Annotated in this window: 14 protein-coding genes; 10 read left to right on the top strand and 4 right to left on the bottom strand. The window is 48.5% G+C overall.

What is annotated here, in order from left to right; all coding sequences use genetic code 11:
- Positions 1–253: 253 nt before the first annotated feature.
- Positions 254–1,126, top strand: coding sequence for a glucose-1-phosphate thymidylyltransferase RfbA (gene rfbA / locus DXD78_RS10650; protein ID WP_009037988.1), 873 nt, complete (start codon positions 254–256; stop codon positions 1,124–1,126).
- A gap of 87 nt (positions 1,127–1,213) precedes the next feature.
- Positions 1,214–2,356: a dTDP-glucose 4,6-dehydratase gene (gene rfbB / locus DXD78_RS10645; RefSeq protein ID WP_005827045.1), complete on the top strand. Its 1,143-nt coding sequence runs from the start codon at positions 1,214–1,216 to the stop codon at positions 2,354–2,356.
- Positions 2,357–2,402: 46 nt separating this feature from the next.
- On the opposite strand, the gene menA is transcribed toward rfbB, so the two are convergent.
- Entirely contained in the window at positions 2,403–3,314 is a 912-nt protein-coding gene (gene menA, locus DXD78_RS10640) for a 1,4-dihydroxy-2-naphthoate octaprenyltransferase (protein WP_005827044.1), read from the bottom strand.
- A gap of 70 nt (positions 3,315–3,384) precedes the next feature.
- On the opposite strand from menA, the gene DXD78_RS10635 reads away from it, so the two are divergent.
- Positions 3,385–4,452: a metallophosphoesterase gene (locus tag DXD78_RS10635; protein WP_034529640.1), complete on the top strand. Its 1,068-nt coding sequence runs from the start codon at positions 3,385–3,387 to the stop codon at positions 4,450–4,452.
- Position 4,453: 1 nt separating this feature from the next.
- Here the strand turns inward: DXD78_RS10635 and DXD78_RS10630 are convergent, their stop codons facing one another.
- On the bottom strand, positions 4,454–7,423 hold the full coding sequence (locus tag DXD78_RS10630) for a PEP/pyruvate-binding domain-containing protein (RefSeq protein ID WP_009037990.1): 2,970 nt from the start codon (positions 7,421–7,423) through the stop codon (positions 4,454–4,456).
- A 125-nt stretch (positions 7,424–7,548) separates the two neighbouring features.
- On the opposite strand from DXD78_RS10630, the gene DXD78_RS10625 reads away from it, so the two are divergent.
- The 7 genes from DXD78_RS10625 (at position 7,549) to DXD78_RS10595 (ending at position 21,314) form a co-directional block, all read left to right on the top strand.
- The gene (locus DXD78_RS10625; RefSeq protein ID WP_009037991.1) at positions 7,549–11,481 is read left to right on the top strand and encodes a hybrid sensor histidine kinase/response regulator transcription factor; all 3,933 of its coding nucleotides are present in this window, start codon (positions 7,549–7,551) and stop codon (positions 11,479–11,481) included.
- 130 nt (positions 11,482–11,611) lie between these two features.
- Positions 11,612–12,553, top strand: a complete 942-nt coding sequence (locus tag DXD78_RS10620; protein WP_005833057.1) for an ROK family protein — start codon at positions 11,612–11,614, stop codon at positions 12,551–12,553.
- A gap of 22 nt (positions 12,554–12,575) precedes the next feature.
- Complete coding sequence (locus tag DXD78_RS10615; RefSeq protein ID WP_005833056.1) at positions 12,576–13,307, top strand: 6-phosphogluconolactonase; 732 nt, start codon at positions 12,576–12,578, stop codon at positions 13,305–13,307.
- Between the two features lie 53 nt (positions 13,308–13,360).
- The gene (locus DXD78_RS10610) at positions 13,361–14,626 is read left to right on the top strand and encodes an MFS transporter (protein WP_008665144.1); all 1,266 of its coding nucleotides are present in this window, start codon (positions 13,361–13,363) and stop codon (positions 14,624–14,626) included.
- Between the two features lie 15 nt (positions 14,627–14,641).
- Positions 14,642–16,366, top strand: coding sequence for a glycosyl hydrolase family 18 protein (locus tag DXD78_RS10605; protein WP_034529528.1), 1,725 nt, complete (start codon positions 14,642–14,644; stop codon positions 16,364–16,366).
- Between the two features lie 253 nt (positions 16,367–16,619).
- Positions 16,620–19,730 carry a TonB-dependent receptor gene (locus tag DXD78_RS10600; protein ID WP_009037993.1) on the top strand — a complete coding sequence of 1,037 codons (3,111 nt, stop codon included), beginning with the start codon at positions 16,620–16,622 and terminating at the stop codon, positions 19,728–19,730.
- Between the two features lie 21 nt (positions 19,731–19,751).
- Positions 19,752–21,314 (top strand): RagB/SusD family nutrient uptake outer membrane protein, encoded by a 1,563-nt coding sequence (locus DXD78_RS10595; protein ID WP_005827028.1) that lies wholly within the window; start codon positions 19,752–19,754, stop codon positions 21,312–21,314.
- A 584-nt stretch (positions 21,315–21,898) separates the two neighbouring features.
- Here DXD78_RS10595 and DXD78_RS10590 read toward each other — a convergent pair.
- Entirely contained in the window at positions 21,899–22,702 is an 804-nt protein-coding gene (locus DXD78_RS10590; protein ID WP_008665150.1) for a ThuA domain-containing protein, read from the bottom strand.
- A gap of 41 nt (positions 22,703–22,743) precedes the next feature.
- Positions 22,744–25,209, bottom strand: coding sequence for a glycoside hydrolase family 9 protein (locus tag DXD78_RS10585; protein ID WP_009037996.1), 2,466 nt, complete (start codon positions 25,207–25,209; stop codon positions 22,744–22,746).
- Positions 25,210–25,279 lie beyond the last annotated feature (70 nt).

Raw genomic sequence — 25,279 nt, 5'->3', positions numbered from 1 at the left:
TAGTAACACATTTATTAGTTTGTAAATGTGTCTACCTATATCAGGATAAGACATGACGGCCGTTACGCACTGAAGTAAGCAAAACAATGTACCGGAGTAAGCAAAGCAATGAAGTAAAAAGATGAAACCAAGCCTTCACTTAATCGAATTTTTCCATTATCTTTGTACCCGAATAGCAAGTAGAGCCGTGGGGCATCGTCCTCCTTCTTATTTTATTCTCCATTTTGAAGTATCACCGAAAAAGAACTGAAATATGAAAGGAATTATTCTTGCAGGTGGCAGTGCCACTCGTCTCTATCCGTTGTCCAAGGCTATCTCCAAGCAGATAATGCCCGTCTACGACAAGCCGATGATATACTACCCGCTCTCTACACTGATGTTGGCGGGAATTCGCGAAGTGCTTATTATCTCTACTCCACGTGACTTACCCATGTTCCGCGAGCTGCTGGGAACCGGCGAAGAACTCGGTATGTCCTTTTCCTATAAGATACAAGAGAATCCCAACGGACTGGCACAAGCCTTTGTGCTGGGTGCAGAGTTCTTGGACGGCGGACCGGGCTGCCTTATTCTGGGCGACAACATGTTCTACGGTCAAGGCTTCTCCGCCATGCTGAAGCGTGCCGCTTCCATAGACAAGGGTGCCTGCATCTTTGGTTATTACGTCAAGGACCCCCGTGCCTACGGTGTAGTGGAGTTTGATGCCAACGGCAAAGCCGTCTCGCTGGAAGAAAAGCCTGTCAATCCTAAAAGCAACTATGCCGTCCCCGGACTGTACTTCTACGACTCCACCGTGACAGAGAAAGCCGCCTCCTTGAAGCCCTCTGCTCGCGGCGAATACGAAATTACCGACCTCAACCGTCTCTATCTGGACGAGGGCACGCTGAAAGTGGAGCTCTTCGGCCGTGGCTTTGCCTGGCTCGACACCGGCAATTGCGACAGCCTGCTGGAAGCCAGCAATTTTGTCGCCACCATCCAGAACCGTCAAGGCTTCCGCGTGAGCTGTATCGAAGAGATTGCCTGGCGCAAGGGCTGGATAGATGTAGACCAGCTGTATCGCTTGGGTGAACAGCTTGGCAAGACCGAATATGGCAAATACCTGATGGAACTGGCTGAATCGAAGCGATGAACTCTTTGTTCCCCAAAAAGAGAAGGAGAATAGTTCTCCTATAAAGGCCCGCTGACTTTAATTTTTAATTTATAATTTTTAATTCTCATGAAGACTTATCTCGTAACCGGTGCCGCCGGTTTTATCGGCGCCAACTATATTAAATATATCCTGGCAAAACATAATGATATTAAAGTGGTGATACTGGATGCCTTGACCTACGCAGGCAATCTGGGCACCATTGCCAATGACATTGACGATGAACGTTGCTTTTTTGTAAAAGGTGACATCTGCGACCGCGTGCTTGCCGACGAACTGTTTGCCAAGTATAAATTCGATTACGTAGTGAATTTTGCTGCCGAGAGCCACGTAGACCGTAGCATAGAGAATCCCCAGCTTTTCCTGATGACCAACATCCTGGGTACACAAAACCTGCTCGATGCCGCCCGCCGTGCCTGGGTCACGGGTAAGGACGAGTCCGGTTATCCCACTTGGCGCAAAGGCGTTCGTTACCATCAAGTGTCTACCGACGAAGTTTACGGCTCACTTGGTGCCGAAGGCTACTTCACAGAGCAAACCCCGCTCTGCCCGCACAGCCCTTACAGCGCCAGCAAGACGAGTGCCGATATGGTAGTGATGGCCTATCACGATACCTATAAGATGCCCGTCACTATCACCCGCTGTTCCAACAACTACGGTCCTTATCACTTCCCCGAAAAGCTGATTCCGCTTATCATCAAGAATATTCTCGAAGGCAAGAACCTCCCCGTCTATGGCGACGGCAGTAACGTGCGTGACTGGCTCTACGTGGAAGACCACTGCAAAGCTATCGACCTGGTTGTCCGCGAGGGTGTGGAAGGCGAAGTCTACAACGTAGGCGGTCACAACGAAAAGACCAATCTTGAAATCGTGAAGCTGACTATTGCCACCGTCCGCCGCTTGATGGAGGAAGAACCCCGTTACCGTGCAGTGCTGAAGAAACAAGTAAAAGCCGCCGACGGCACGATTGACATCAGCTGGATAAACGAAGACCTTATCACCTTCGTCAAAGACCGCCTAGGTCACGACCAGCGTTATGCCATCGACCCCACAAAGATTACCAATGCCCTGGGCTGGTATCCGGAGACGAAGTTCGAGGTCGGCATCGTCAAGACCATTGAATGGTACCTGAACAACCAGCCGTGGGTGGAAGAAGTGACCAGCGGTGATTATCAGAAGTATTACGAACAGATGTATGGAGGTAGAGGTTAAGGTTTAGGGATTAGGGTCTAACCGCTAATCCTTAACCTCTAACCTCTCAATTCAGCGCCACCGCTAACAGTAATCCTAAGAACAGCATATTGCGCGACGTCTCGCCCAGTATGCTGTTCAGCTTTTTACCGCTACCTATCTGTATCATTTTGCGCCACGTCAGTGCGTGCATATAGAGATAGACGCAGGGAGCCCAGATAAATTCCAGCGGAGTCAGCTTGCCCGTGTAGACAAACCAGAAGCAGAGCAGCACGGCGGCGATGCCCAGTGCCAGATACATATTCTCACCGAACTTCTTGCCGTAGCGTACCACCAGCGTACACTTGCCGCTCACGGCATCCTGCTCGCGGTCGCGATAGTTGTTCACCATCAGCAAGGTGTCTATGGCGAGGCCACTGACGAGCGACAGCACCACCACATCCATATTCAGCGTATAGGCCTGCACGTAGTAGGTGCCGCATACGGGCACGAAGCCGAAGAACACCAGCACCAGTACGTCGCCCCAGCCCCGATAGGAGAGCAGCGTGGTATAGAGGAAAGCAAACAGTATGCACACCACGCCCAGCACCACCAGTTCCCAGCCTCCGTGGGGCAGCTGCCCCCAGACGGTGAACAGCACTGCCAGCCCTGCCAGGCACGACAGTGTCAGTGCGATGCCGATGCCGGTTTTCATGGCTGCCGGCGTAATCCAACCTTCGGCGCAGGCGCGCTGCGGCCCCAGCCGGTCTTCCCGACGGTCGGTCCCTTTCTGGAAGTCGAAGAGGTCGTTGATAAAGTTGGCGGCAATCTGCATGCCGCAGGCAAAGAGGGCGCACAGCAGGGCGGGTGCGGTCTTGAACTGTCCGTCGCTGAAGGCAAGGGCACTGCCCAGCAATACCGGGATGATGGCTCCCGTCAACGTCTTGGGGCGGGCGGCGAGAAACCATGCGTAGGGTGAATTCTGTTTAATCTCGTTCATCGTAGTTCCAATTTAGTTCGGCATCTGCCAGCAAAAATACTGAAAATCCCTATATTTGTACCCACTTATGATGAAGAAGTTAGTCTACATATCCATTCTTTCTCTGCTGCTCTTGTCTTCCTGCCGTTCCAAGCGGATGATTACCGTGTCGTTGCCGCAGCCAGTCATGCAGGCAGACAGCACGCAGCTTGGCGATACTATCGGGTTGCCTGCCCGCCTTTCGCCGATGTTCACCTTTGACCAGTCTGATTTGCGTAATGTCCGCCGCCAGCCGGCGAAGGGCGAGGTAAAGAAACAGCAGATAAAGAAAACGGCACCGGTACAAAAGGTAATTGTGCAGCGAGGTACAAGAATCACATCGAAAACCACCCACGTAGGCTCGGCCTATAAGGGCGTCAGCCGCATTAAGACGTACGACTTCACGCATCGCGACGTGCCTGCCGCCTTCGAGGGCTTCCGCATCGCCTTTGTCTCCGACCTGCACTACAAAAGCCTGCTGAAGGAGGAGGGATTGAAGGACCTGGTCCGCCTGCTCATAGACCAGAAGGCCGACGTGCTGCTGATTGGCGGTGACTTTCACGAAGGCTGCCAGTACGTGCCGCCCGTCATGGCTGCCCTGGCGCAAGTGAAGACGCCGTTGGGCACCTATGCCGTGCTTGGCAACAATGACTACGAGGCTTGCTATGACGACATCGTGCGCGAAATGAGGCATTATGGCATGCATCTGCTGGAGCATAAGGTGGACACCCTGCGGCGTGGCGGTGAGCGGATTCTTGTGGCGGGCGTGCGCAATCCTTTCGACTTGGGCAAGAACGGCACATCGCCCACACTCGGCCTTTCGCCCGACGATTTCGTAATCCTGCTGACGCATACGCCGGACTATGCCGAGGACGTCCCGGTGACAAACTCCGACCTCATCCTGGCCGGACACATGCATGGCGGGCAGGTGACGCTGTTCGGGCTTTATGCACCGATAGTCCCCTCGCACTACGGGCAGCGGTTCCTCTCCGGGCTGAAGTACAACTCAAAGAATATCCCGATGATTGTCACCAACGGCATCGGCACTTCGCAGAAGGCCATCCGCATGTTTGCCCCCGCAGAGGTGGTGATGATTGTGCTGCACCGGCTGACGGACTGATTTATTCTTCGGGCATCAGCACCACTCCCAGTTTCTTCTTGCCATCCATCTTTACCACCATCGGCTGGCGGAAATGTACATGCCGCAGGTACCTCGTCTCGTGTACGGCAGGCTGTGCATTCAGGAATTCCTGGTTGTATACGCCGTCATTCATAAAGGCGTTGATGGTAAAGTATCCCACTCCAAAGGAGGTCAGGTTCTGGAAGAAGTGGGTTCCCTGGCTGGGGTCTACCCGGTAGTTGGTCAGTCCGGCTTCCACTATCACGCGGGCAGCGCTGATGTGCGGCCACTTCACGGGGATGCCGAGCCAGGTGTCACTGCTACCCCAGCGTCCGGGACCTACAAGGACATAGTTGCGGCCTTCGTCCAGGAACTGCTGGTTCAGCTTCTCTATCTCCCAGGCAATCTCCTGGTTGTGGGAGGCACTATAGTCGTCTGTCTTCACATAGATAATGTCATGTATCTCGTTCATGATGCCATGTCCCAATGAGTTGTTGGAACGGAGCAGTACCTGGTCGTCCGGAATGGCGGTAAGGTCTTCATCCAGCATCTCCTTGGTGTCGACTATCGGGCGGATTTGCAGCAGGTAGAAGGTGCCGGTTTTGTCCTTCTCACGGCTCATGGTGGCGGCAAACTCTATCTCTACGGGACGGCGCATCTCCTGCTCTCCGTATTTCAAAGCCAGTTGCAGGATGCGTGGCAGGGGGAATACGTCGTGTTGCAGGATGTTGGCAAAGGTGATGACTTTGCGTCCACCGGGATAAAGCCCGTCGCGGATAATCTGGTCGTAAGGGTCGTAGGTGGAGGCTATGTAGTTCAGTGCTCCGTCCTTTTCCGCTTCTTTGACGTGCAGTTTCAGCAGGTTGAAGCCGTCGTCGATGGAGAAGTCGTGACCGGCATTGCGCAGGTCGAGGGCATAGAAGCGGGTCTGAGTCTCTTTGAGGGCAATCTCCATTTCGCTGGTTTGCAGCACCTGGTTGGGGTGATAGGGCGAGAAGCGGAGCGTCATGCCGCCGTCCACAATATATTTGCCCAAGCCGAGTGCCAGATTGACGATACCTTCTTCCGCCTTCTCGTCGCCGATGGGGTAGTAGTTGAGCGAACGTGCCACGCCGGACATGCTGGGGTAGTAGCGGTCACCATACTGGTTGCCCACTACCTCTTGTAGGATGACAGCCATCTTTTCCTGGTCGATAACATTGCTCGTTGCCTGCATGTATGCCTTCGAGTCGCGGAAGTAGACCGAAGCATATACTCCCTTGATGGCATCGCTCAGCATGCGCAGCATCTCGTACTTGTCGTCCAGATAGGGAATCATATAGGTGTTGTAGATACCGGCGAAGGGTTGGTAGTGCGAGTCTTCCAACAACGAGGACGAACGGATGGCAAGGGGCGACTTCACCACGTCGAAGAAGGTGAAGAAGTCCTCCACCAGGCGGTCGGGCAGCTTTGCTTTGAGGAAGTAGCGCAGGATGACGTCATCGTCGGCATCGGACAAGGCTATCTGATACAGATTGTTGGTATCCATAAACTCGTCGAACACATCGGTACAGAGCACGATGGTCTTGGGGATGGCGACACGGGCATTCTCAAACTCTTCGAACTCGGGGTGATGCTTCACCAGGTTGTCGATGAAAGCCAGTCCGCGCCCCTTGCCTCCCAGCGAACCGTCGCCAATACGGGCAAAGTTGGAGTATCGGTCAAAGCGGTCGCGCCTGAAGACTGCCACTACTCCCTGGTTTTTCATCTTGCGGTATTTCACGATAGCCTCGAAGATAATTTTACGGTGGGCATCCACGTCTTGCAAGCTATTCCAGGTGATGGGCCGCAGGAACTCTGCCACGGGAAACATGGCACGCGAGTAGAGCCAGCGGCTGACGTGGTTGCGGCTGATGTGGTAAAGGAATGATTCTGCCGGAACAGCAAAAAGAATGTTCTGCAGCTCTTTGAGATTCTTTACGCGGGCAATCTCTTCCAGCGTGTCCGGGTTGCGGAAGATAAAGTCGCCGAAGCCGAAATTGTCTGATACAATACGGCGCAGGTCCACATCCATCTTTTTGGAATTCTTGTCGATGAAGGCGGCATCGTATTTGGCTGCATACGCTACGTTGTCCGATTCGCTGGACTGTATGATAAGGGGTACAAACGGGTCTTCCTTGCGGATGGCGGCACAGAGCTTGATACCGGCCAGTCCGTCCTTCTCGCCCCGTTCTACGCGGGGGAAGCGTACGTCGGTGATGACACCTAATATATTATTCTTATATTTTTGGTAGATGCCAAAGGCTTCTTCATAGGTACGTGCCAGTACAATTTTGGGACGTCCCCTCATGCGCAGTGTGCGCTGGTGGGCATTCAGTGCTTCAGTAGAGAATTCCTGGCTCTGCTTCAATACGAATTTATACAGATTGGGCAGGATGGAGGAGTAAAAGCGGATGCCGTCTTCCACCAGCAGGATGAGCTGCACACCCACTTCGTTGACGTCGTGCTCCAGGTTCATCTTGTCCTCTATCAGCTTGATGATGGAAACCAGCAAGTCGGTGTTTCCCAGCCAGCAGAACACATACTCAAAGGGACTGAGGTCTTCATTGGCAATACGCTTGGTGATGCCGTGGCTGAAAGGGGTAAGTATCACCATCGGAATCTGTTCATACAGGTTTTTGATGTATCGTGCCACGTCGAAGCTGTCGTTGTCTCCCGTGCCCGGCATGCAGATGATGAGGTCGAAAGAGATGGAGGACAGCTGTGTCAGCGCCTCCTCGCAAGTGGAAACCTGCGTGAAACGGGGAGGGTAGCGCAAGGAGAGCGAAGTGTATTCATTGAATATCTTTTCGTCGATGCGGCCGTCATCTTCCAGCATGAAAGCATCGTAAGGATTGGCTATCAGAAGGACGTTGAAAATGCGCCGTGTCATGAGGTTGGCAAACTGTGTGTCCTTGAAATAGAGCTGGTTTAATTTGAACTTACTGAGCATGGCTTCTCATGATTTGTTGGTTTCGGAAGGCAAAAGTAATAGAAATCGAACCTATTCGGATAGTTTTTCGACCGTTTTTTTTATATTTATGCGTAATATTGCATCCGAAAAACAATATATGACCTATGTCTGCTCCATATCCGTTTCCATATAAATCCGTTACATGTACATTTTTGCTGTTATGGGTGTTCGTTTTTTTGTCCGCTGACTTGTTTGCCGGTTCATTCCGCACCTTGGGTATCAAGGAGGGATTGGGCAGTCGGCAAGTATTCCAGATAAACAAGGATTCAGCCGGATTTGTCTGGGTGTATACTCATGTCGGGATAGATCGTTATGACGGGAATGAAATCAAGCATTACAAGCTGGACGGAATGATTGATTCCAGGGACAATATCCAGTCTTCCACTACCATGATGTGTGATAAGGAGGGTATTGTCTGGGTTGCATTGAAGAATGGAAAAATCTATGCATACAACAAACTGACGGACTCTTTCCAATTGCGTGTGGACTTGGCCGATTACCTGCCTTCTCCGGTATTGTATAATATGCTGTTTGATGACGAAAACCGTTTGTGGTTGTGTATGTCGAAGGGGCTTTATTCTTGGGAAGAAAGTGCAGGACTGTCTTTTGCCGGATTGAAGGGGCAATCTGTCCGTTGCATGGTCCAAATGGAAGATGAAGTGTTTTTTGCAGGCACCGACAAGGGTGTCTTCCGGCTGACGAAGGCAGGAGCGGCAGGTTCTTCGTCTTTTGAGACGAGGCCGGTTGACCTGCATACAGAGATGCATGTGGAATCGCTCTATGTCTTCGGAGCGAAGCTGTTCATCGGTACCTTTTCAAACGGCGTATTTGTGCTTGACGGTCCCGAAGGGCAAATACATTCCTTGAATGACCGGATTCCTCATGTACCTATCCGTTCGTTTGCAAAGACAAAGGATAATTTGCTGCTGGTGGGAGCCGACGGTGCAGGTGTTTTTTGCATGGATGTCGCTACCGGAGAACTTTTGAACCATTATATGAATAACGGGGATGATGACAAAAGCTTGAGTGGTAATACGGTATCCGATATTTGTGTGGATGAATCCGGAGTTGTATGGATTGGCACTTCTACGAATGGCATCAGCTATCTGGATCTGGAGATGCCGGATGTCTATAGAATCAGGCACGAACGCAATAATGATAATTCCCTGAAGTCGGACCATGTAAATGTGATGTTTCAGGACTCGGAGGGAGATTATTGGTATGGTACAAACAACGGCGTCAGCCTCTATCAACCTCGGTCACGCAAATGGACCCACTATCTGGACGGTACGGAATATAGTGGCAAAGTGGTATTGGCACTTGCCGAAGACTCCGGGGGAAACATCTGGGTAGGTGGCTATGGTATCGGTGTCTATTGTATTCATAAACAGACCGGACGGGTACAGAAGAAAGAGAAAAGAAATGCACATCCGGAGAAGGGAATGGCCACCGACTATGTTTATGCCATTTATGCGGAAGGGGATTATGTCTGGTTCGGTGGTATTGAAGGAGAGTTTACCCGTTACGATATACGGACGGATACTTATACATATTACCCGATTGATTGCATAGGTGACATAAAGCCGGGTAAGGGGGGCTCATTACTGATTGCCGGTTGCAGCGGGTTGGCCGTCTTTGATAAGAAGTCGGGAGACACGCAGTGGCATCAGACGTTTGGAGACATCTCTCTGCATTATCCTGTCCGTTGCCTGATGCAGTCCTCATCCGGCGATACCTGGCTGGCTACAGACGGGGAAGGCCTTATACGTGTTGGGCCGGATGGGAAAGAGGCGCATGCCTATACCGTAGATGACAATCTGGTTTCCAATTCCATCAACAGCCTGCTGGAGGATAACGAAGGGCGTATCTGGTTCAGTACGGAGAAGGAATTGTATTGCTTGGACTGCTCCCGGGATATTATCATCAGTGCCAATGATTTTTTGGATGTCAGCTGGGGATATTACAATCCGAATGCTGCCCTTAAGTTGAAGAATGGATGTCTTGCTTTCGGCACCGCAGAAGGGGTTCTTTCCTTTCTCCCGTCTTTGGACTTGGGGACTCATGCACCCGTTGAGCTGATTCTGACAGACTTTAAACTGCTTTACGAATCGGTCAAAGCGGGAATGAAAGGCTCTCTTTTGCAAACGAATATCAATGATACCCGGAAAATAGATTTGAAGTATAATCAAAACTCCTTCTCAATTTCCTTCTCTGCCATCAACTTTGCAGTCCCGCATCGTATTAGGTATGAGTATAGGCTCGAAAATCACAATGAAGAGTGGGAACACTCCAATTCAGTGCGGAACGTGAGCTATATGAATCTCTCGTCCGGTAAGTATGTATTCCGCTTGCGGGCATTTGATAAATACACCGGGCAGCAGGTGGGAGAAAGAAGTCTGGACATTGTCATTCATAACCCTTACTGGGTTTCGTGGTGGGCGCTGCTCATCTATTTCATCTTGTTGTCTGTCTTTGTGTACATGTTTGTGCAGTATAGGAGGCATAAGGTGAACGAGGGGCGTATAAGGGACAAGATACGTTCCTTTATCAGTATAGCCCATGATATCCGTACACCGGTTACTTTAATAAAGGCTCCGCTGAGCGAGCTCGAAGCGCAGGAGGGACTTCCGGAGCAGGGTAAGAAAACCGTTGCGGTGGCTATGAAGAATGTGGAAAAACTGATGGGAATGATTACTCAACTGCTTGAGTTGCAGAAAACGGAACTGCATGCCGAGGAGTGTCTGAAGGTTTCTCCATACGACATTAAGGCTTATCTGGAGGAAAAAATGGCGGAGTTTCACTTAGCTGCCATGCAGAAGAGCGTCGGGATAGAGTTGGAGGTGGAGCCGGATATGCCCAAGGTTTGGATTGACCGGGAGAAGATGGATCATATCATAGACAATCTGCTCTCCAATGCCTTGAAGTATACAGAGAAGGGGGTCATTCACATACTGGTGAAGACTGCAAGAAAGAAGTGGACTATTGAAGTGAAGGATACGGGTATCGGCATTCCGAAAGAGGAGCAGGGCAATATTTTTCACGAATATTATAGAGCCCAGAATGCCATGAACTTTGAGGAAACCGGTTCGGGTATCGGTCTGATGATTACGCGCCGCATTGTGAAACAGCATCACGGCACCATCTCTTTCAGTAGCGTGGAAGGGCAGGGAACTACGTTTACGGTAACTTTCCCGCAGAGGATAAAGGCGAGCGTGGCGGTGGAAGCGAAGGCTGACGGCCAGGAAGAAGCTCAGGCCGCTACCGGGGCTGTGCATGAAGAAACGGAACGTGCCAGGAAGAATGTCCTTCTTCTGGCGGAGGACGATGCGGATATGAGGGAGTATCTGGTGGACAGCTTGTCTTCCGAATATAAGGTAGTTGCCGTGCCCGACGGCGGAAAGGCATTGGAGACGGCAAGGGAAATCAATCCTGATATCATTATCTCGGACATTGTGATGCCGGTACTGGAAGGTGATGAATTGTGCCGGATTCTGAAATCATCGGTAGAAACAAGCCATATACCTATTATATTACTGACCGCACTGAGTGAGAGGGAAAATATCATCTTCGGACTGGAGGCCGGTGCCAATGACTACATCATCAAGCCTTTCGACTTGTCTGTGCTGAAAGTGCGTATCAGGAATATTCTTCAGAATAGGCAGCATTTGCGCGAAACCGTGTTGGCGATGGATGCGCAGCCCGAAGAGACAGACTATACCAGCCAGTTGGACAAGGAGTTCCTGGACAAGGTTATGAAAGTGATTGAGGAGGAGTTGTCCGATTCGGAATTCTCCATCAATGACTTCTGCCGGATGCTGGGCATGAGCCGCACTTCTGTCTACAATAAGATAAAGACGCTGACCGGGCAGGGACCGAATGACTTCATCCGCATTGTCCGTTTGAACAAGGCAAAAGAGCTGCTGGTTTCCCGGAAATATTCGATAGGGGAAGTGGCGAATATGGTCGGATTTTCTGACCCGAAATATTTCAGTACATGCTTCAAAAAGCAGTTTGGCACCAGTCCCAGCAAAATTTAGAGCCATGAAGACTGCTTTTGAACCACCGCTGACAAGTATTAAACCTTTTTTGTCAGAGAATAAACCCTTGTCTCCCTGATAGTGCGTAATATTGTGGACAGTAAACAATATTAAAAAACGCATATAAAAAATGGAAACGTATTTAGGTCTTGATTTAGGAGGCACGAAGTTGCTGATTGGCGAAATGGATAGCCGTGGCAACATTTTGAGGTATAAGAAATATGACTCCGGTTACTTTAATCAGCAGGCTGCACTGGAAATCATCAAGTCGTCGCTCGATGATTATATCCGTACCGTGGGCTGGTATGACCAGAAACCGGTAGCGATGGGTGTTGGGCTGATAGGGCGTGTAGATCCCAACGAAGGTGTCTGGCTGCAGATTGACCCGAGCAGGACACAGCGGATTGAGTTGGCAAAGGAACTGTCGGACATATATGGCATGCCTTGCCATATAGACAATGATGTGAAGAGCGCTACAAGAGCCGAACGTGTCTGGGGATTCGGACAAATTTCCAAAAACTTCATATACGTAAATGTAGGTACAGGCATTGCCGTGGGTACGGTGATAAATGGGAGACAAATCCGTGGCAGCCATTTCAATGCCGGCGAAGTGGGACACGTGCGTGTAGGTGTGAACATAGGCATTAAATGCGGTTGTGGACGGATGGACTGTGTGGAGGCGATTGCTGCCGGCATAGGTTTTGACAATTGTGCCCGTCTGCTCCGCAACCAGTATGAGACCGGCCTGCATATTCCGGCTGAAAAAGGGGAACGGGTGATTGTGAGTGAGGTGTTTGCACTTAGTCAGAAAGGTGACCCTCTCTGTACGGTGCTGGTGGAGAATGCAGCTGAGGCGCTTGCCAATCTTATCATGAATCTGGTACGTGTGATTGACCCGGACACGGTGGTGTTGGGTGGAGGTATTGTGGCCGACGGGTATATGCACGAGAAGATTCTGGAGAAACTTCATCCTACGACCATGCGTTTTGTCAGCAACGGGGTTGTCATTACGAAACTGAATCCCGGATTTATCGGGCTTCTGGGGGCCGGTGCGGTGGCGATGAATATGTGATTAGGAATTAATGATTAAGAATATGAAAATAACAATAACAAAGAATGAAAAGGAGTTTGACTGCACGGCTGCATGGCGCATCATCGGGCAGATGTTGAATGAACCGGAGAGTGTGATAGGACTTTCGACGGGACGTACTACCGGCAATCTTCATCGGTTGGTGGGAGAAATCTATACTAAATATCCGTTTAAGGTGGATACCGTTACTTTCTTCGGATTGGATGAGGTAACGAATGTGCCGCGCGAATATGCCGGAGCATGCTACACGATGCTGAAAACGGAGTTGATGGATACATTGGGCATCAAGGAAGAGAATTTTTTGATGCTGCCTACCATTTCTGGTGATTTTGAACAGTCATGCAGGGATTTCCAGCAAGAAATTGCGAACCGTGGCGGCATTGATTTGCTGATTTTAGGGTTGGGTGAGAACGGACACTTGGGATTCAACCAGCCGGAATCTCCCTTTGGCGGTGAAGCATGGGTGACCCGGATGAATGTGGAACTGGAAGAACGCATCCGTAGAGAAACGGGTACTCCTCCCGATAAAGAGTTGGGAGGGGCTACTTTGGGAATAAAGAACATTATGCAGGCACGCCGGATTGTACTGGTTGCCAAAGGGACTAATAAAGCGGATATTGTCAAGCGGATGCTTGAAGGGCCTGTGACAACAGATGTTCCTGCTTCCATCCTTCAGCTTCATCCCAACTGTGAATTTCTGCTGGATGAGGCGGCGGCAAGCATGCTTAACTGCTAAGTCGCCTTGCAGGCGGCTGATAACTAATTATTTGAATTAATAATCAAAATACTATGACACAACAAGAAAAACAAATAAACTATATGGGGCCATTCATCACGATGGTGTTCTTGTTCTTTATTGTAGGTTTCCTTACGACTGCCAATACTCAGTTTCAGGGTCCTCTGAAAGAAACTTTTCTTTCGGAAGTGGGCGGGTTGAAAAATACTTTTGCTACTTTGATTACTTTCTCCTGGTTCCTTGCTTATCCGGTTTGTGGAGGGGTAGGCTCGTCGTGGATTAGCAAATACGGATATAAAGGAACATTGATGCGTGGATTGCTGGTGATGATTGTGGGGCTTGGTTTGTTCTTTGCCTCTTCCTATTTCACAGTACACTTTCCTGAAGCGAATTGGCATGCAGGAAATAATGTTATCCCTGGAGGGTTCTTGATTTTCTTACTGGGTTCTTTCGTGGTAGGGGCTTCGGCCACCATTCTGCAAGTGGTTATAAATCCTTATCTGACGGCTTGCCATGTCAAGGGTACCCAGTCCATTCAGCGTTTGGCTATAGGCGGTTCCGCCAATTCTGTGGGAACTACGCTTGCTCCTTATTTCGTGACTGGTGTCGTGTTTGGCGGTCTGTCTATGGAGGACATTCAGATTGACCAGCTGATGGTTCCGTTCCTGGCATTGATGGCTGTTATTTCTTTGATTGTATTGTTGTTGATGAAATTGTCTTTGCCCGATATCCAAGGAACCAGGGTAGAGAAGGGAGAAAAGCTGGAAAAAAGTGTATGGTCCTTCCGTCATCTGACATTGGGCGTGGTGGCTATCTTCTTTTATGTAGGAGTGGAAGTCTGTATCGGGGCCAATATCAATCTGTATGCCATCGAGATGGATTATGCTTCTCCGGCACTGATGGCTACGCTCTATTGGGGTGGTATGCTTGTGGGCCGCCTGGTGGGGAGCAGCCTGAGCAGGATTTCTCCCCGCGTGCAGTTGACGGTTACTACGGTATCGGCAGGACTACTCGCCCTACTGGCCATTCTTCTGAATAATCCGTGGCTGCTCACGGCAGTAGGTCTGTTCCATTCCATCATGTGGGGAGCTATCTTTACTTTGTCCGTTGCCCATTTGGGAAAATACACTTCGGTGGCTTCGGGTGTGTTCATGATTGGAGTGGTAGGCGGTGCCATATTGCCCTTGTTGCAAGGAGTGCTTGCCGATGTTCTTGGAGGCTGGAGATGGTCATGGCTCATCGTTCTTTTTGGAGAAGCGTTTATGCTGTATTATGCATTGATAGGTTCACGGGTCCGTCAGACCTGCGATAATTTGTAATTAAAGATAGTACTTATGAAAAAAATTAGAATGATGATGGCTGCCGCTTTGGGCGTATTGGTTTCATGCGGTAGCGTTAAGTCGGGAGAAGAGGTCGTTGCGGCTTCTCGCGATTCAAAGGTTGTGGTTGCTTATGTCACTTCGTGGAGTGAGGTGATGCCCGACCCGCAGTACATGACGCATATCAACTATGCGTTCGGTCATGTAAACGAGAGCTTTAACGGTGTCAAGATTGATAATGAGGAACGTTTGAGACAGATTGTTGATTTGAGGAAACAGAAGCCGGAGCTGAAAGTGCTGCTTTCCATCGGCGGCTGGGGAAGCGGACGTTTCAGTGAGATGGCTGCCAATGATGAATATCGCCGTGCTTTTGCCGCGGACTGTGACCGTGTGGTGAAGGAGTTCGCTTTGGATGGCATTGACATCGATTGGGAATATCCCACCAGCTCTATGGCAAATATATCCTCGTCACCGGACGATACGGAGAATTTTACACTTCTGATGCAGGATATCAGAGCTGCCATCGGCAATGAAAAGGAACTGACACTTGCCACCGTAGCTTCTGCCCGTTACATTGACTTCAAGGCTATCTTGCCTTCCGTCGATTTTGTGAATATCATGGCTTATGACATGGCTTCTGCTCCCAAGCACCATTCGGCGCTTTATCCGTCAGGACATAGCGGTGACATTACTTCGGACGGTGCCGTTACTGCACACTTGAAAGCGGGCGTACCGCCTTCCAAGCTGGTGATGGGTATGCCCTTCTATGGTCGTGGAGGTGACGGTTATCCCAGCTTCCAAGACTATAATAAGGTAGGGAATACGGATACCCAATATACTGAAAAGTGGGATGAGGTGGCTCAAGTGCCTTATCTGGCCGATAAGAATGATACGTTGGTATTTGGTTTTGAGAATCCCCGTTCACTTGCCATCAAGTGTCAGTATATTCTGGATAAAGATTTGCTGGGAGGCATGTATTGGGATTATAGCGGAGACAATGAGCAGGGTGATTTGCGCCGTACGGTAGCAGAAAACCTATTGGGCAAGCCGCACAAGGCGAAGGTACTGGTGTTGACGGAACGTGGCGGACAGCACGGAGGATTTACGGATGCCGGTTTGAGGTGGTTGGCGGCCGAAGGTGTAAAGGGGAATTTCAGTATTACCGAGATAAACAATGCCAGGAACATAACGGAGGCTTACTTGTCGCAGTTCAGCCTGGTTATTCAATTGGATTTCCCGCCTTATACTTGGCCGAAGGAAGCGGAAGATGCGTTCGTCAAGTATATAGAAGAAGGCCGTGGCGGCTGGATAGGTTTCCATCATGCTACTTTGCTGGGCGAGTTTGACGGTTATCCCATGTGGCAATGGTTCTCTGATTTCATGGGTGGTGTACGTTTCAAGAACTACATAGCTCCGCTGGCCAACGGTACGCTGATTGTGGAAGATAAACAGCATCCGGTAATGAAAGATGTTCCGGCCTCTTTCGTGGTGCCCGATGACGAGTGGTATACTTATGACAAGAGCCCGCGCCCCAATGTACATGTACTGGCCAATGTAGACGAATCGAGCTACACGCCTGCATCGGACATCAAGATGGGCGATCATCCGGTGGTTTGGGTCAATGAAAGCAAAAAGGCACGCAATGTTTATTTCCAGATAGGGCATAGCAGCAAATTGTACGAAACGGAAGGGTTTACGACCATGTTCAGAAATGCCATTAACTGGACTTTAGAAAGGTAATACTTTTTATAATCAATGGATTTGGAAGAAAACGGGTACGTACAGAAACGTATCCGTTTTTTTATGGGTTTAAACTTTATCACTTTAAGTTTAAAATAAAACGTTTTTTATGGATGTGTTAGTAAATGAACTCCTTATGAGAAATATTCAACTTCCATTTCTTGTTTAGTACGTAATTTCGCTTATCGAAGTATTGGAATTTGTATCAATACAATATGAATAACTTCCTATTTTATAAACTAATACTATTATCATGAAAAGAAAAAGAGTCCTTTTGCTGCTTTGCATTCTCAGTTGCACTTTGCAGCTCTTCGCACAACAAATTAATGTGCAGGGTGTCGTTTATGACCCTTCCGGAGAAACGGTTCCGGGTGCTAATGTCAGTATGAAAAGTAATCCGGCTGTGGGTACTGTGACGGACATTGATGGGAATTTCAGTCTGAAAGCTTCTGTGGGTGATGTGTTGGTCTTCACTTTTATTGGTTATGAGCCTATTGAGTATAAACTGACTGCTGCAGATACAAATCTGAAAGTCCGTTTTACTGATTCTTCTGAGTTGCTGGACGAGGTAGTTGTAGTAGGCTATGGTGTACAAAAGAAGAGTGTACTTTCGTCTGCTGTGAGCCGTGTTACCAGTGAAGAGTTGGATAAAGGTAATCCTACAAATATTCAGAATGCCTTGAAAGGTAAAGTTTCCGGTGTACAGATTATCTCTAATTCAGGTCAGCCCGGTGCGGAATCAAAGATTCGTATTCGGGGTACCGGTACGGTCAACAACTCCGATCCGCTTTATATAGTAGACGGCATGCCGTCTGAAAGTGGTATCAGTCATTTGAATCCTTCTGATATTGAGTCTATTGAAGTGTTGAAAGACGCAGCTTCCGCCGCTATTTACGGAGCCCGTGGTGCTAATGGTGTTGTACTGATTACTACGAAGAAGGGTACTAAAGGAAAGGCTACTTTGAACTATGAATTTACGTATGGTATTCAGAATCCTTCCAAGAAGGTGGATTTGCTGGGTAGTGCGGATTATCAGATGTTGATGAATGAAATGGCTGCCAATGCAGGTAAGGACCCTTATTTCCCGACTGTTTCCAGCGTCAATACCGACTGGCAAAAGGAACTACAGAACAAGAATGCTCCTATTATGAACCACAAGGTTTCGTTGAGTGGAGGTACGGACAACTCTACCTATTATGCTTCTTTCGGTTATGTAAAGCAAGAAGGTATTTATGCTAAAGGACATGCTGATTATGAACGCTACAATGTACGCTTGAATTACAATAATGTATTACTGGACACGAAATCACGAAATTGGTTGAATAAGATTAGTTTTGGTGCAATTGCAAGCTATTCCAAGTCAATCCAGACTGGTAATACTATTGGCAATAGTGAAGCAGCAGGCTTGATTACTTCCATGAATATGTTGCCTCCTACCGAGCCGGTTTATCAGACCGACCCTGCTATACTGGAGCAATATGCCGTAACTTATCCAAATCATGTCATTGCTCCCAACGGCTTGGCATACAATATCATTGAGATGCGTGAAATAAACAATCCCCTGGCTGCCATGCAGGTCAACCACAACCAGAGGACTATGCCGCAGAATTTCGGTGCGAACTTTAACCTTGATGTCGACTTGTTGCCGGGCTTGAAGTTCAAGACTACCTATGGTGCGGAATGGGTATTCAATTCCATCAAGAATGTAACTCCGGTTTACGAGCTGAATGCTACCAGTAAGAATGCTACTTCCAAAGTAGAGGATAAGAAAAGGGAGTCTTCCTACTGGCAGTGGGAAAATGTGCTGTCGTATACGAAGTCTTTCGGCCGTCATAATATAGGTGCACTGTTCGGTACGAGTATGTCTTCCTACCATTACTCCAATTTGGAAGCGGAAGATTATAATCTGCTGGTGGTGGATATAGACAAGGGATATATAGACACGGCCACAGCGCCCGAAGAACAGTCCAAAGTATGGGGTGGGGCGGAAGATCACCGCATTGCATCCATATTCGGACGTATCAATTATAATTATGATGAAAAGTATTTGTTCGAAGCGGTAGTGAGACGGGACGGTTCGTCAAACTTCAGTCGCGAGCACCAATATGCTACATTCCCTTCGGTTTCTTTGGGTTGGGTGTTGACTCGTGAGAAGTTCATGGAGAACAGACCTTCCTGGTTGGATTTTGCCAAGATACGTCTAAGCTGGGGACAGAATGGTAACGAACGTATTGGCTCCTTTGCCTATACAAGTATGATGAGTCAGGGTAAGAATGCAGTCATAAATGGAAAGGTATATACGGGCATGCTGCCCAGTGGCTATGCCAATGCCGATTTGAAATGGGAGACCTCCGAACAGACCGACTTGGGTATTGACTTGCGTTTCTTCAACAGTGCATTGACATTCTCTGCCGACTATTTCGTGAAGAAGACGAAGGACATGCTGCTTTCCATGCCGATTCCTCTTTATACCAGTTATGGCAGTATGACGGTCAATTCGGGTACAGTGAAGAACGAAGGTATCGAGTTCGAAGCGTCCTATCGCTTTAAGGTGGGTGAAGTGAATCTGGGTATCAATGGAAATGCTTCTTATGTGAAGAATACCGTAACAGACCAGGGCCCCGACCGTGTCGGTCTCAATAATATCGGCGGTGGTATGGGCGGCCAGGTCAGTTGGAGAGAGAACGGGCGTCCGTACGGCTTCTTCTACGGTTACTTGCATGATGGTATTTTCCAGAATCAGCAGGAGATAGATAGCTATACCTACGTAGATTCTAACGGAAAGACTCAGTTGATACAACCGAATGCCAAGCCCGGAGATATCCGTTTTAAAGATTTGGACGGTAAAAATGGTCTTAATGGCGATGACCGTACTATGATAGGTAAGCCGAATCCCGACTGGACATATGGATTTACGCTCTCTGCCGATTGGAAGGGGCTGGATTTCAGTGCATTCTTTCAAGGAAGTATCGGAAACGATATTTATAAACTGTACAGACGTTCCAACGTGACTTTTGGTAACTACGACAAATCCTGGTTGAACCGTTGGCACGGTGAAGGAACTTCCAATTGGGTACCACGTGTGATAGATGGTGACAACAATAACTATCAGGTTTCAAACTTTTTTGTGGAAGATGGTTCGTATATGCGTTTGAAAGTGTTGCAGATTGGCTATAGTCTGCCCGGACAGATGTTGCAGCGTGTCGGCGTCAAGGGGCTGCGTTTCTTTGTGCAGGGCGAAAATCTGTTTACAATTACCAACTACAGCGGTTATGATCCTGAAGTGGGAACACGTGATGGATTTGACGGGGGAACATATCCGCAAGCACGTACTTATACTATCGGTGCGAATATTACATTTTGATTAACCTAAAAATTAGATACAATGAATAAGATATTAAAGGTATTGGCTTTGGGTGCGATGGCTTTGTCGACCACAGCTTGTTCAGATTTTCTGGAAGTGAATCCGAGAACTCAGGTGTCGGAAACCGAATTCTATAAGACGGAAGACGATATGATGAAGGGCTTGTATGCCGTGATGAATGAAATGCAGACCCGTATGCCGGAGGTTTGGTCTTACTCTTCTTTGCTGGGTGATGAGTCCGAAACCGGCGGTGGTATCGGTGAGGGGTCTTACAAGACGAAATGGGATACTTTTACCTATGACGCGACTTCTTGTTTCGGTGCATGGGGATATGGTTCTTGGTGGAATGAGTGGGATTTTGGCTTGTTCAATGGAGTCATTGCTGCCAATCTGTTGATTGACAAATTGGCCGGATGCAACCTCAGTGCAGACTTTGTCAATTCCATTTCTGCCGAAGCGCGCTTTTACCGTGCCATTTTCTATTACCATCTGTTTATGGGGTATGAGCAATTCCCGCTTATCAAACATTATCTGGCAGCCAGTGAAATGTATAGCGTTGCCAAAGGAACCCGTGAAGAAATTTATGAGTTTATGATGGGTGACTTGGATGACGAAGTGACTAAGTATCTGCCCCAGCGCAGTGCTACACAGCAGGGACGCGTTTGCCGGGATGCTGCCAAGCTGCTTCGTGCCAAAATTATTTTGTTCCATCGTGATGAGACTAAATATCAGGTGGCATTGAATGACATGAAAGAAATAATCACCAGTGGAAGATACCGGTTGAACCCTGATTATCAAAACTTATGGGTGAAAGACGGAGAATGGTGTGCGGAATCTATCTTTGAGGTATGTTATGCCGGCAATAACTCCGGTGAAGGGTTTGGGCTTGCACGTTCTTTGGGCGGTCGTAACATTGTTGACCCGAGAAGTGCCGAGCAGGGCGGCTTGGGCGAAGGTTATGGGCAGAATACCATGCCGAGTACTGTTTACAACATGTTTAAGGAAGGTGATACGCGCCGTGAGGGAACAGTCATTGTCTATGCGGACGAGGCTAAAAAAGTGGCAGAAATGGTGGCCAAAGGTGAACTACCGGCAGGAAGTGCTTTCCAAGTCAGTGACCAGCAGGAAAATTACGAGGGTCTGGGGCACTATAAGATTCATCCGAGAAAGGAGACGACGTCTACGGTGAATCCTACGGATAACTATTATAACTCTTGGCGTATTTACCGTTATGCCGATGTTTTGCTGCTGGCTGTGGAGCTTGATGTACGCATCAACGGAACTGCCAGTGCCGATGCGCAAGGCTGGTTCGACCAGGTCAGAGACCGCGCTTTCAAAGACAAAGAGCATCGTATCAACTTGGCCGGAAAGAGCAAGCAGGAGCTGTTGGATATTCTTTTTGAAGAGCGTGGGTATGAGTTTATGGATGAAATGCAGCGTTGGTTTGATATTCTGCGTTTCGATAAAGGAACAGAGATTTTAGGTAACAAAGGTTGGACGGAGAAGTTCAGATACTTTCCAATTGACCAGTCGGAAATGGATAGAGCTAAAGGTGGCTTGACACAGAACCCTGGCTGGTTATAAGTTTTGATTGTTTTTTTCTGAAGAGTCCCCGGTATTTCCTTGTGAATAATACCGGGGATTTTTTGTTCCTTCACAAAGTTTGTTTTGGCAAAACATCTGTCATGCTATCACGCAAATGGGTGTATTGTTTTGATTATAAATCAATTAAAGCGTGATAGATACCCGTGACAGATAAAAAACGTTACAACCATCTATCACGCTTTCCAATCTTTCTAAAAGATGATGCCTCCTATTTATTGGGTGAATCGTAAAAGTGGCTATTGTCTTAGTTCTCAACATGAAACTTTTAGTTTTGAGACTAAATACGAGAAGTTTTGATTGGGAAAATAATTGGTTTCATTAAGGGAAACCTTTAGTTTCCTTTCGTAAAACTAAAAGTTTCAGCAAGTGAAACTTTTGGTTTCAACGATATGAAACTGTCATTCCGACCCGTTGGGAACCGGCAAGGGTATCTATATAAAACGACCGAAACAGATACTTTTCGAAGGAAAAGTATCTGTTTCGGCATAAAAACGTAGTGTTAACATAGGAAATAGGGGAATTATCCCCTATTTATTCTCTTGATTGCTGTTATGGAAACCGTTTTATTTGAGGAACGGGTTGCCGCTTTTGTCTTTGCTCACTACCCAGCGGAAAGCATTAACCAATAGCAGGTTCTGTGTACCGTCGATAAACTCTTCGTCACCATGCCCCATATTCAGGTAAATCATTCTGTAATTCTTGTTGGACCATACGATGGGGAAGTCGCCAAAATTCACTACATCCTTGATACCCAGTGGATAGTTCTTGGGAGATAGGGACAAGAGTACCTCTACGTCCTTGTTCTGGCGGGGGCTGGGAGTCCATTGGTACCATTCGCTGGCGGGAGCCACGAATGATGCAGGCAGATTCTTGGTAACGGGATGTTCTTCGTTGTCGACTTCGACCAATACCGGCTGGGGAGGCCAGTTGTTGCAATAGAACACCCCACCACCAAGAAACTTAACGAACCAGGGCCAATGCGTGTTTTTGTCGTTGTAGGCAGCTGCGTGGAAACCTACCCAACCGCCTCCGTTTTCCATGTATTGCTCAAAAGCATCGCGTTCGGCCTTGGTGTTGGGGGATGTGTTAAGCATGATAATGACATTGTATTCTTTCAGTTTCTCGTATGGGTATTTTGAAAAATCGGTAGTAATATCCAGAACAAAGCCGTCACCGTAATTGAGCTTCTTGAAGAAAGTGGTTGCTTGTTCTGCAAATTGTACGTGTGCTTCTTCCGCATGTTGCGTGTAATAAATCAAGGCCTTGAAGCGAGGAGCTTTGGCATAGTTTGCCGGATAACCTTCGGGGACTTGTGCGTACGTCAGCAGGGTGCAAGCCGTAAACAATAAAATAAACAGATGTTTCATAATTTGTAATTTATAATTTATAAGTATTAATTCTTCATTATCTAATATTCCGCAATCAGAGACAGCCATTTGCCTGCCGAGGTAACCCATACCTCTTTATAACAGGCATTGTTGGTTTGCGGCCAATAGGGGACATCGTCGTTGCCCAGGGTACGGATACCGACGGGCATCTCTCCTGTCATTTCTCCCGAAGAGAAGGTGTTCAGTTGCGGATAGTTGTGTCCTTCTCCATAAATCAAGGATTGTCCGAAAGGATTCTTGCCTACGGTCCAGTACAACTGTTCCAGACCGATGTTGAGCAGTTCCTTGTCCTTCAGGAAGTTTCCGCAGATGGCGGCGGACTTTCCGTTGGAAAGATGGATGGCGGTATTGCCGTTGAAAATGTTGAACCACACGGGGAAACGTTTCATGTAGTGCTCTTTGTCCAGTTGTACTCCTCGTTTAATCTGTTCCGTGTACAGTTCCTTGGCATTGGCAGGGGGAAACAGATGGAGGGCGTAGAAGTTGGTGGTATCCTTATATTCCTCTGCATGGTAAACACCGCTTGGAATCATACCGTAGGGATGGGTATACTTCATCATTCCTTTCAGATAGTCTCCATATAGTTGTATGGAATTCACCCATTTAGGGTAATCGGGGTGCTCCTTCTGGGTTTCGCAAAGCATCACCATAGCCTGCATATAGACCTGCTCGCGCGACTGGTGTATGTAATGTACGATGGATTTGCGGGATTTGTCCCGGTAGAAGAATCCGCGTGTCCCGTCTTTGTCTTTCAGCGGTTCCGTGCGCTGGCAGTCGAGGGTGTAGCGGATGTATTCGGCGGCGATGTCCGCATAAGAAGGTTTTCCGGTCAGCTTGTATAATTGGCTTGCCGACCAGGAGATGGTAGCCATATACTGACTTTTCGAAGTGTTGTAACTGTGTTCGTAAGGCTGGACGAACTGGTCGAAACCGTCTTTCTTGAATTTCTCCATGGCGAAAGCGAAATCTTCTTCGGCCACGCGCAGAAGATATTCCTGCTGCATCGGGTCGTTGTCCAGCGTCATGGAGGCATACGCCTCATATCCGGCATAGAGGAAATTGTCGAATGCCATGTTCTGCACGCGTACAGAAGATATGTCGTCCAGTGTGTTGAATACACCATCCTGCCAGATTAGCAATCCCATGCTGCTGGCGCGGTAGCCGTCTCCATAGCGGTTCTTTAGTATAAACTCCACTCCCCATTCCGCTTCTTCGCGCAGGCGGGCGGCGAGGGTGGGGTTGGTGTTTCTTTGTTTATTATAGGCTTCGAGCAGGGCAAAAGCCACATCTCCCGTCTGCAGGGTCTGCTGGGACAAGTCGCCCGCATCGTGCCATCCACCAGAGTAGGAGATACTGCGTCCGTCATGCCGGGACATCAGGTCTGCGTGGCAGGAGGCATGCTTGCCGGGAACCGGATGTCCACAGCGCTGGCAAAAGATGAAATTCAGAACTTTCCATTGTGAATCTTCCCAAAGTCTTTCTCCAATCCGGAAGGTGGGAGTTAGCGATGTTCCGACCTTCAGCTGATACTCTCCGGGATTATTGAAGGAGGTGAAATCAATAAGGCCAAATTCTCCGAGAGTGGTTTTCTCTTTTCGGATGTCTCCTTCGTAAGCTATTTCTCCGGTTGGGGTAAGCAGTTGGAAGCGCTTTCCGGCGTCTATGGTGAGGTTTGTGTTGATGAGGGCGGTTTTGGGGTGGTTGACGGCATAGCCGGTTGTCGAGTAGGAGATTTTTCCATCGGCAGGTATCCATCCGCTGACTTTCTCAGGGGCTTTCACCGTTTGCAGTTGTAGATTGTCCAGGTAGTAGATAGCTGAATCTCCTGTAGTCCGGTCTTTGCCTTTGAGGGCTGTGCTGAAGGTGATGGATATCACCTTGTCGCGCTGATACTCGTCTATTTCGAGGAAGCATTGGTTCCACTTCTTATTAATAAGGTTAATGAGGTGTGAACCCGAAGGCTGATTATATCCTTTCTTGGCAGGAGTATCTGCATTGCGAAACGTGAGGTTCATGTTGACGATGCGCGCGCCGTCGCAATCGGGATAGATGGAGAATACGATGCGGTTGTACTTCTCCAGATTGGCGCCGTCTAGATGATAGGTAACACTGCTGTTTCCGTAGGTGGCATAGTCTGGGTCGGAAGGAGAGCCGGTCGCCCTTTTCCCGGTGAATGTGGGGAATTGCAGTTTGATGCTGCCTTTGCCGGAAACGGTCTTTTCCGTACTGAAGGACATGCTTCCTGCGCCGGAATGACTCCATCCCTCTGTACCTGCCGAGCGGGTGAGAGGAGCGCTTTGCAAGACCTCCTTTTTCCATCCGTTGGTTTCGAAAGAGTTTTCAATATCCAGGGGGAGGGGTTGATGTATCAGTCCGCTTTCGTGGAGTTGTCGTTCCAGTTTGGGGTCTTGGGTCAGACGTGTCTGACCGTATGCGGCAATACTGCCGAGAGATAAAAGGTATAAAAATAATAATGTCTTTCTCATGTTGATGTCAACCTTTGGTTTCGGTTGCAATGTTAGCCATTATTAGGCAGAAGGAGGTTTGAAAACTGCC

Origin of the sequence: Bacteroides sp. D20 (assembly GCF_003436255.1) — a bacterium.
In the GTDB taxonomy this organism is placed as follows: domain Bacteria; phylum Bacteroidota; class Bacteroidia; order Bacteroidales; family Bacteroidaceae; genus Bacteroides; species Bacteroides uniformis.
The sequence above is the reverse complement of the archived record's forward strand: the minus strand, read 5'-3'. Positions and strand labels throughout refer to the sequence as shown.

What these genes read in the sequence shown, in the direction of transcription:
- rfbA (WP_009037988.1), top strand. Translation starts at nt 254, where the DNA reads ATGAAAGGAATTATTCTTGCAGGTGGCAGTGCCACTCGTCTCTATCCG.
- rfbB (WP_005827045.1), top strand. Translation starts at nt 1,214, where the DNA reads ATGAAGACTTATCTCGTAACCGGTGCCGCCGGTTTTATCGGCGCCAAC.
- menA (WP_005827044.1), bottom strand. Translation starts at nt 3,314, where the DNA reads ATGAACGAGATTAAACAGAATTCACCCTACGCATGGTTTCTCGCCGCC.
- DXD78_RS10635 (WP_034529640.1), top strand. Translation starts at nt 3,385, where the DNA reads ATGAAGAAGTTAGTCTACATATCCATTCTTTCTCTGCTGCTCTTGTCT.
- DXD78_RS10630 (WP_009037990.1), bottom strand. Translation starts at nt 7,423, where the DNA reads ATGCTCAGTAAGTTCAAATTAAACCAGCTCTATTTCAAGGACACACAG.
- DXD78_RS10625 (WP_009037991.1), top strand. Translation starts at nt 7,549, where the DNA reads ATGTCTGCTCCATATCCGTTTCCATATAAATCCGTTACATGTACATTT.
- DXD78_RS10620 (WP_005833057.1), top strand. Translation starts at nt 11,612, where the DNA reads ATGGAAACGTATTTAGGTCTTGATTTAGGAGGCACGAAGTTGCTGATT.
- DXD78_RS10615 (WP_005833056.1), top strand. Translation starts at nt 12,576, where the DNA reads ATGAAAATAACAATAACAAAGAATGAAAAGGAGTTTGACTGCACGGCT.
- DXD78_RS10610 (WP_008665144.1), top strand. Translation starts at nt 13,361, where the DNA reads ATGACACAACAAGAAAAACAAATAAACTATATGGGGCCATTCATCACG.
- DXD78_RS10605 (WP_034529528.1), top strand. Translation starts at nt 14,642, where the DNA reads ATGAAAAAAATTAGAATGATGATGGCTGCCGCTTTGGGCGTATTGGTT.
- DXD78_RS10600 (WP_009037993.1), top strand. Translation starts at nt 16,620, where the DNA reads ATGAAAAGAAAAAGAGTCCTTTTGCTGCTTTGCATTCTCAGTTGCACT.
- DXD78_RS10595 (WP_005827028.1), top strand. Translation starts at nt 19,752, where the DNA reads ATGAATAAGATATTAAAGGTATTGGCTTTGGGTGCGATGGCTTTGTCG.
- DXD78_RS10590 (WP_008665150.1), bottom strand. Translation starts at nt 22,702, where the DNA reads ATGAAACATCTGTTTATTTTATTGTTTACGGCTTGCACCCTGCTGACG.
- DXD78_RS10585 (WP_009037996.1), bottom strand. Translation starts at nt 25,209, where the DNA reads ATGAGAAAGACATTATTATTTTTATACCTTTTATCTCTCGGCAGTATT.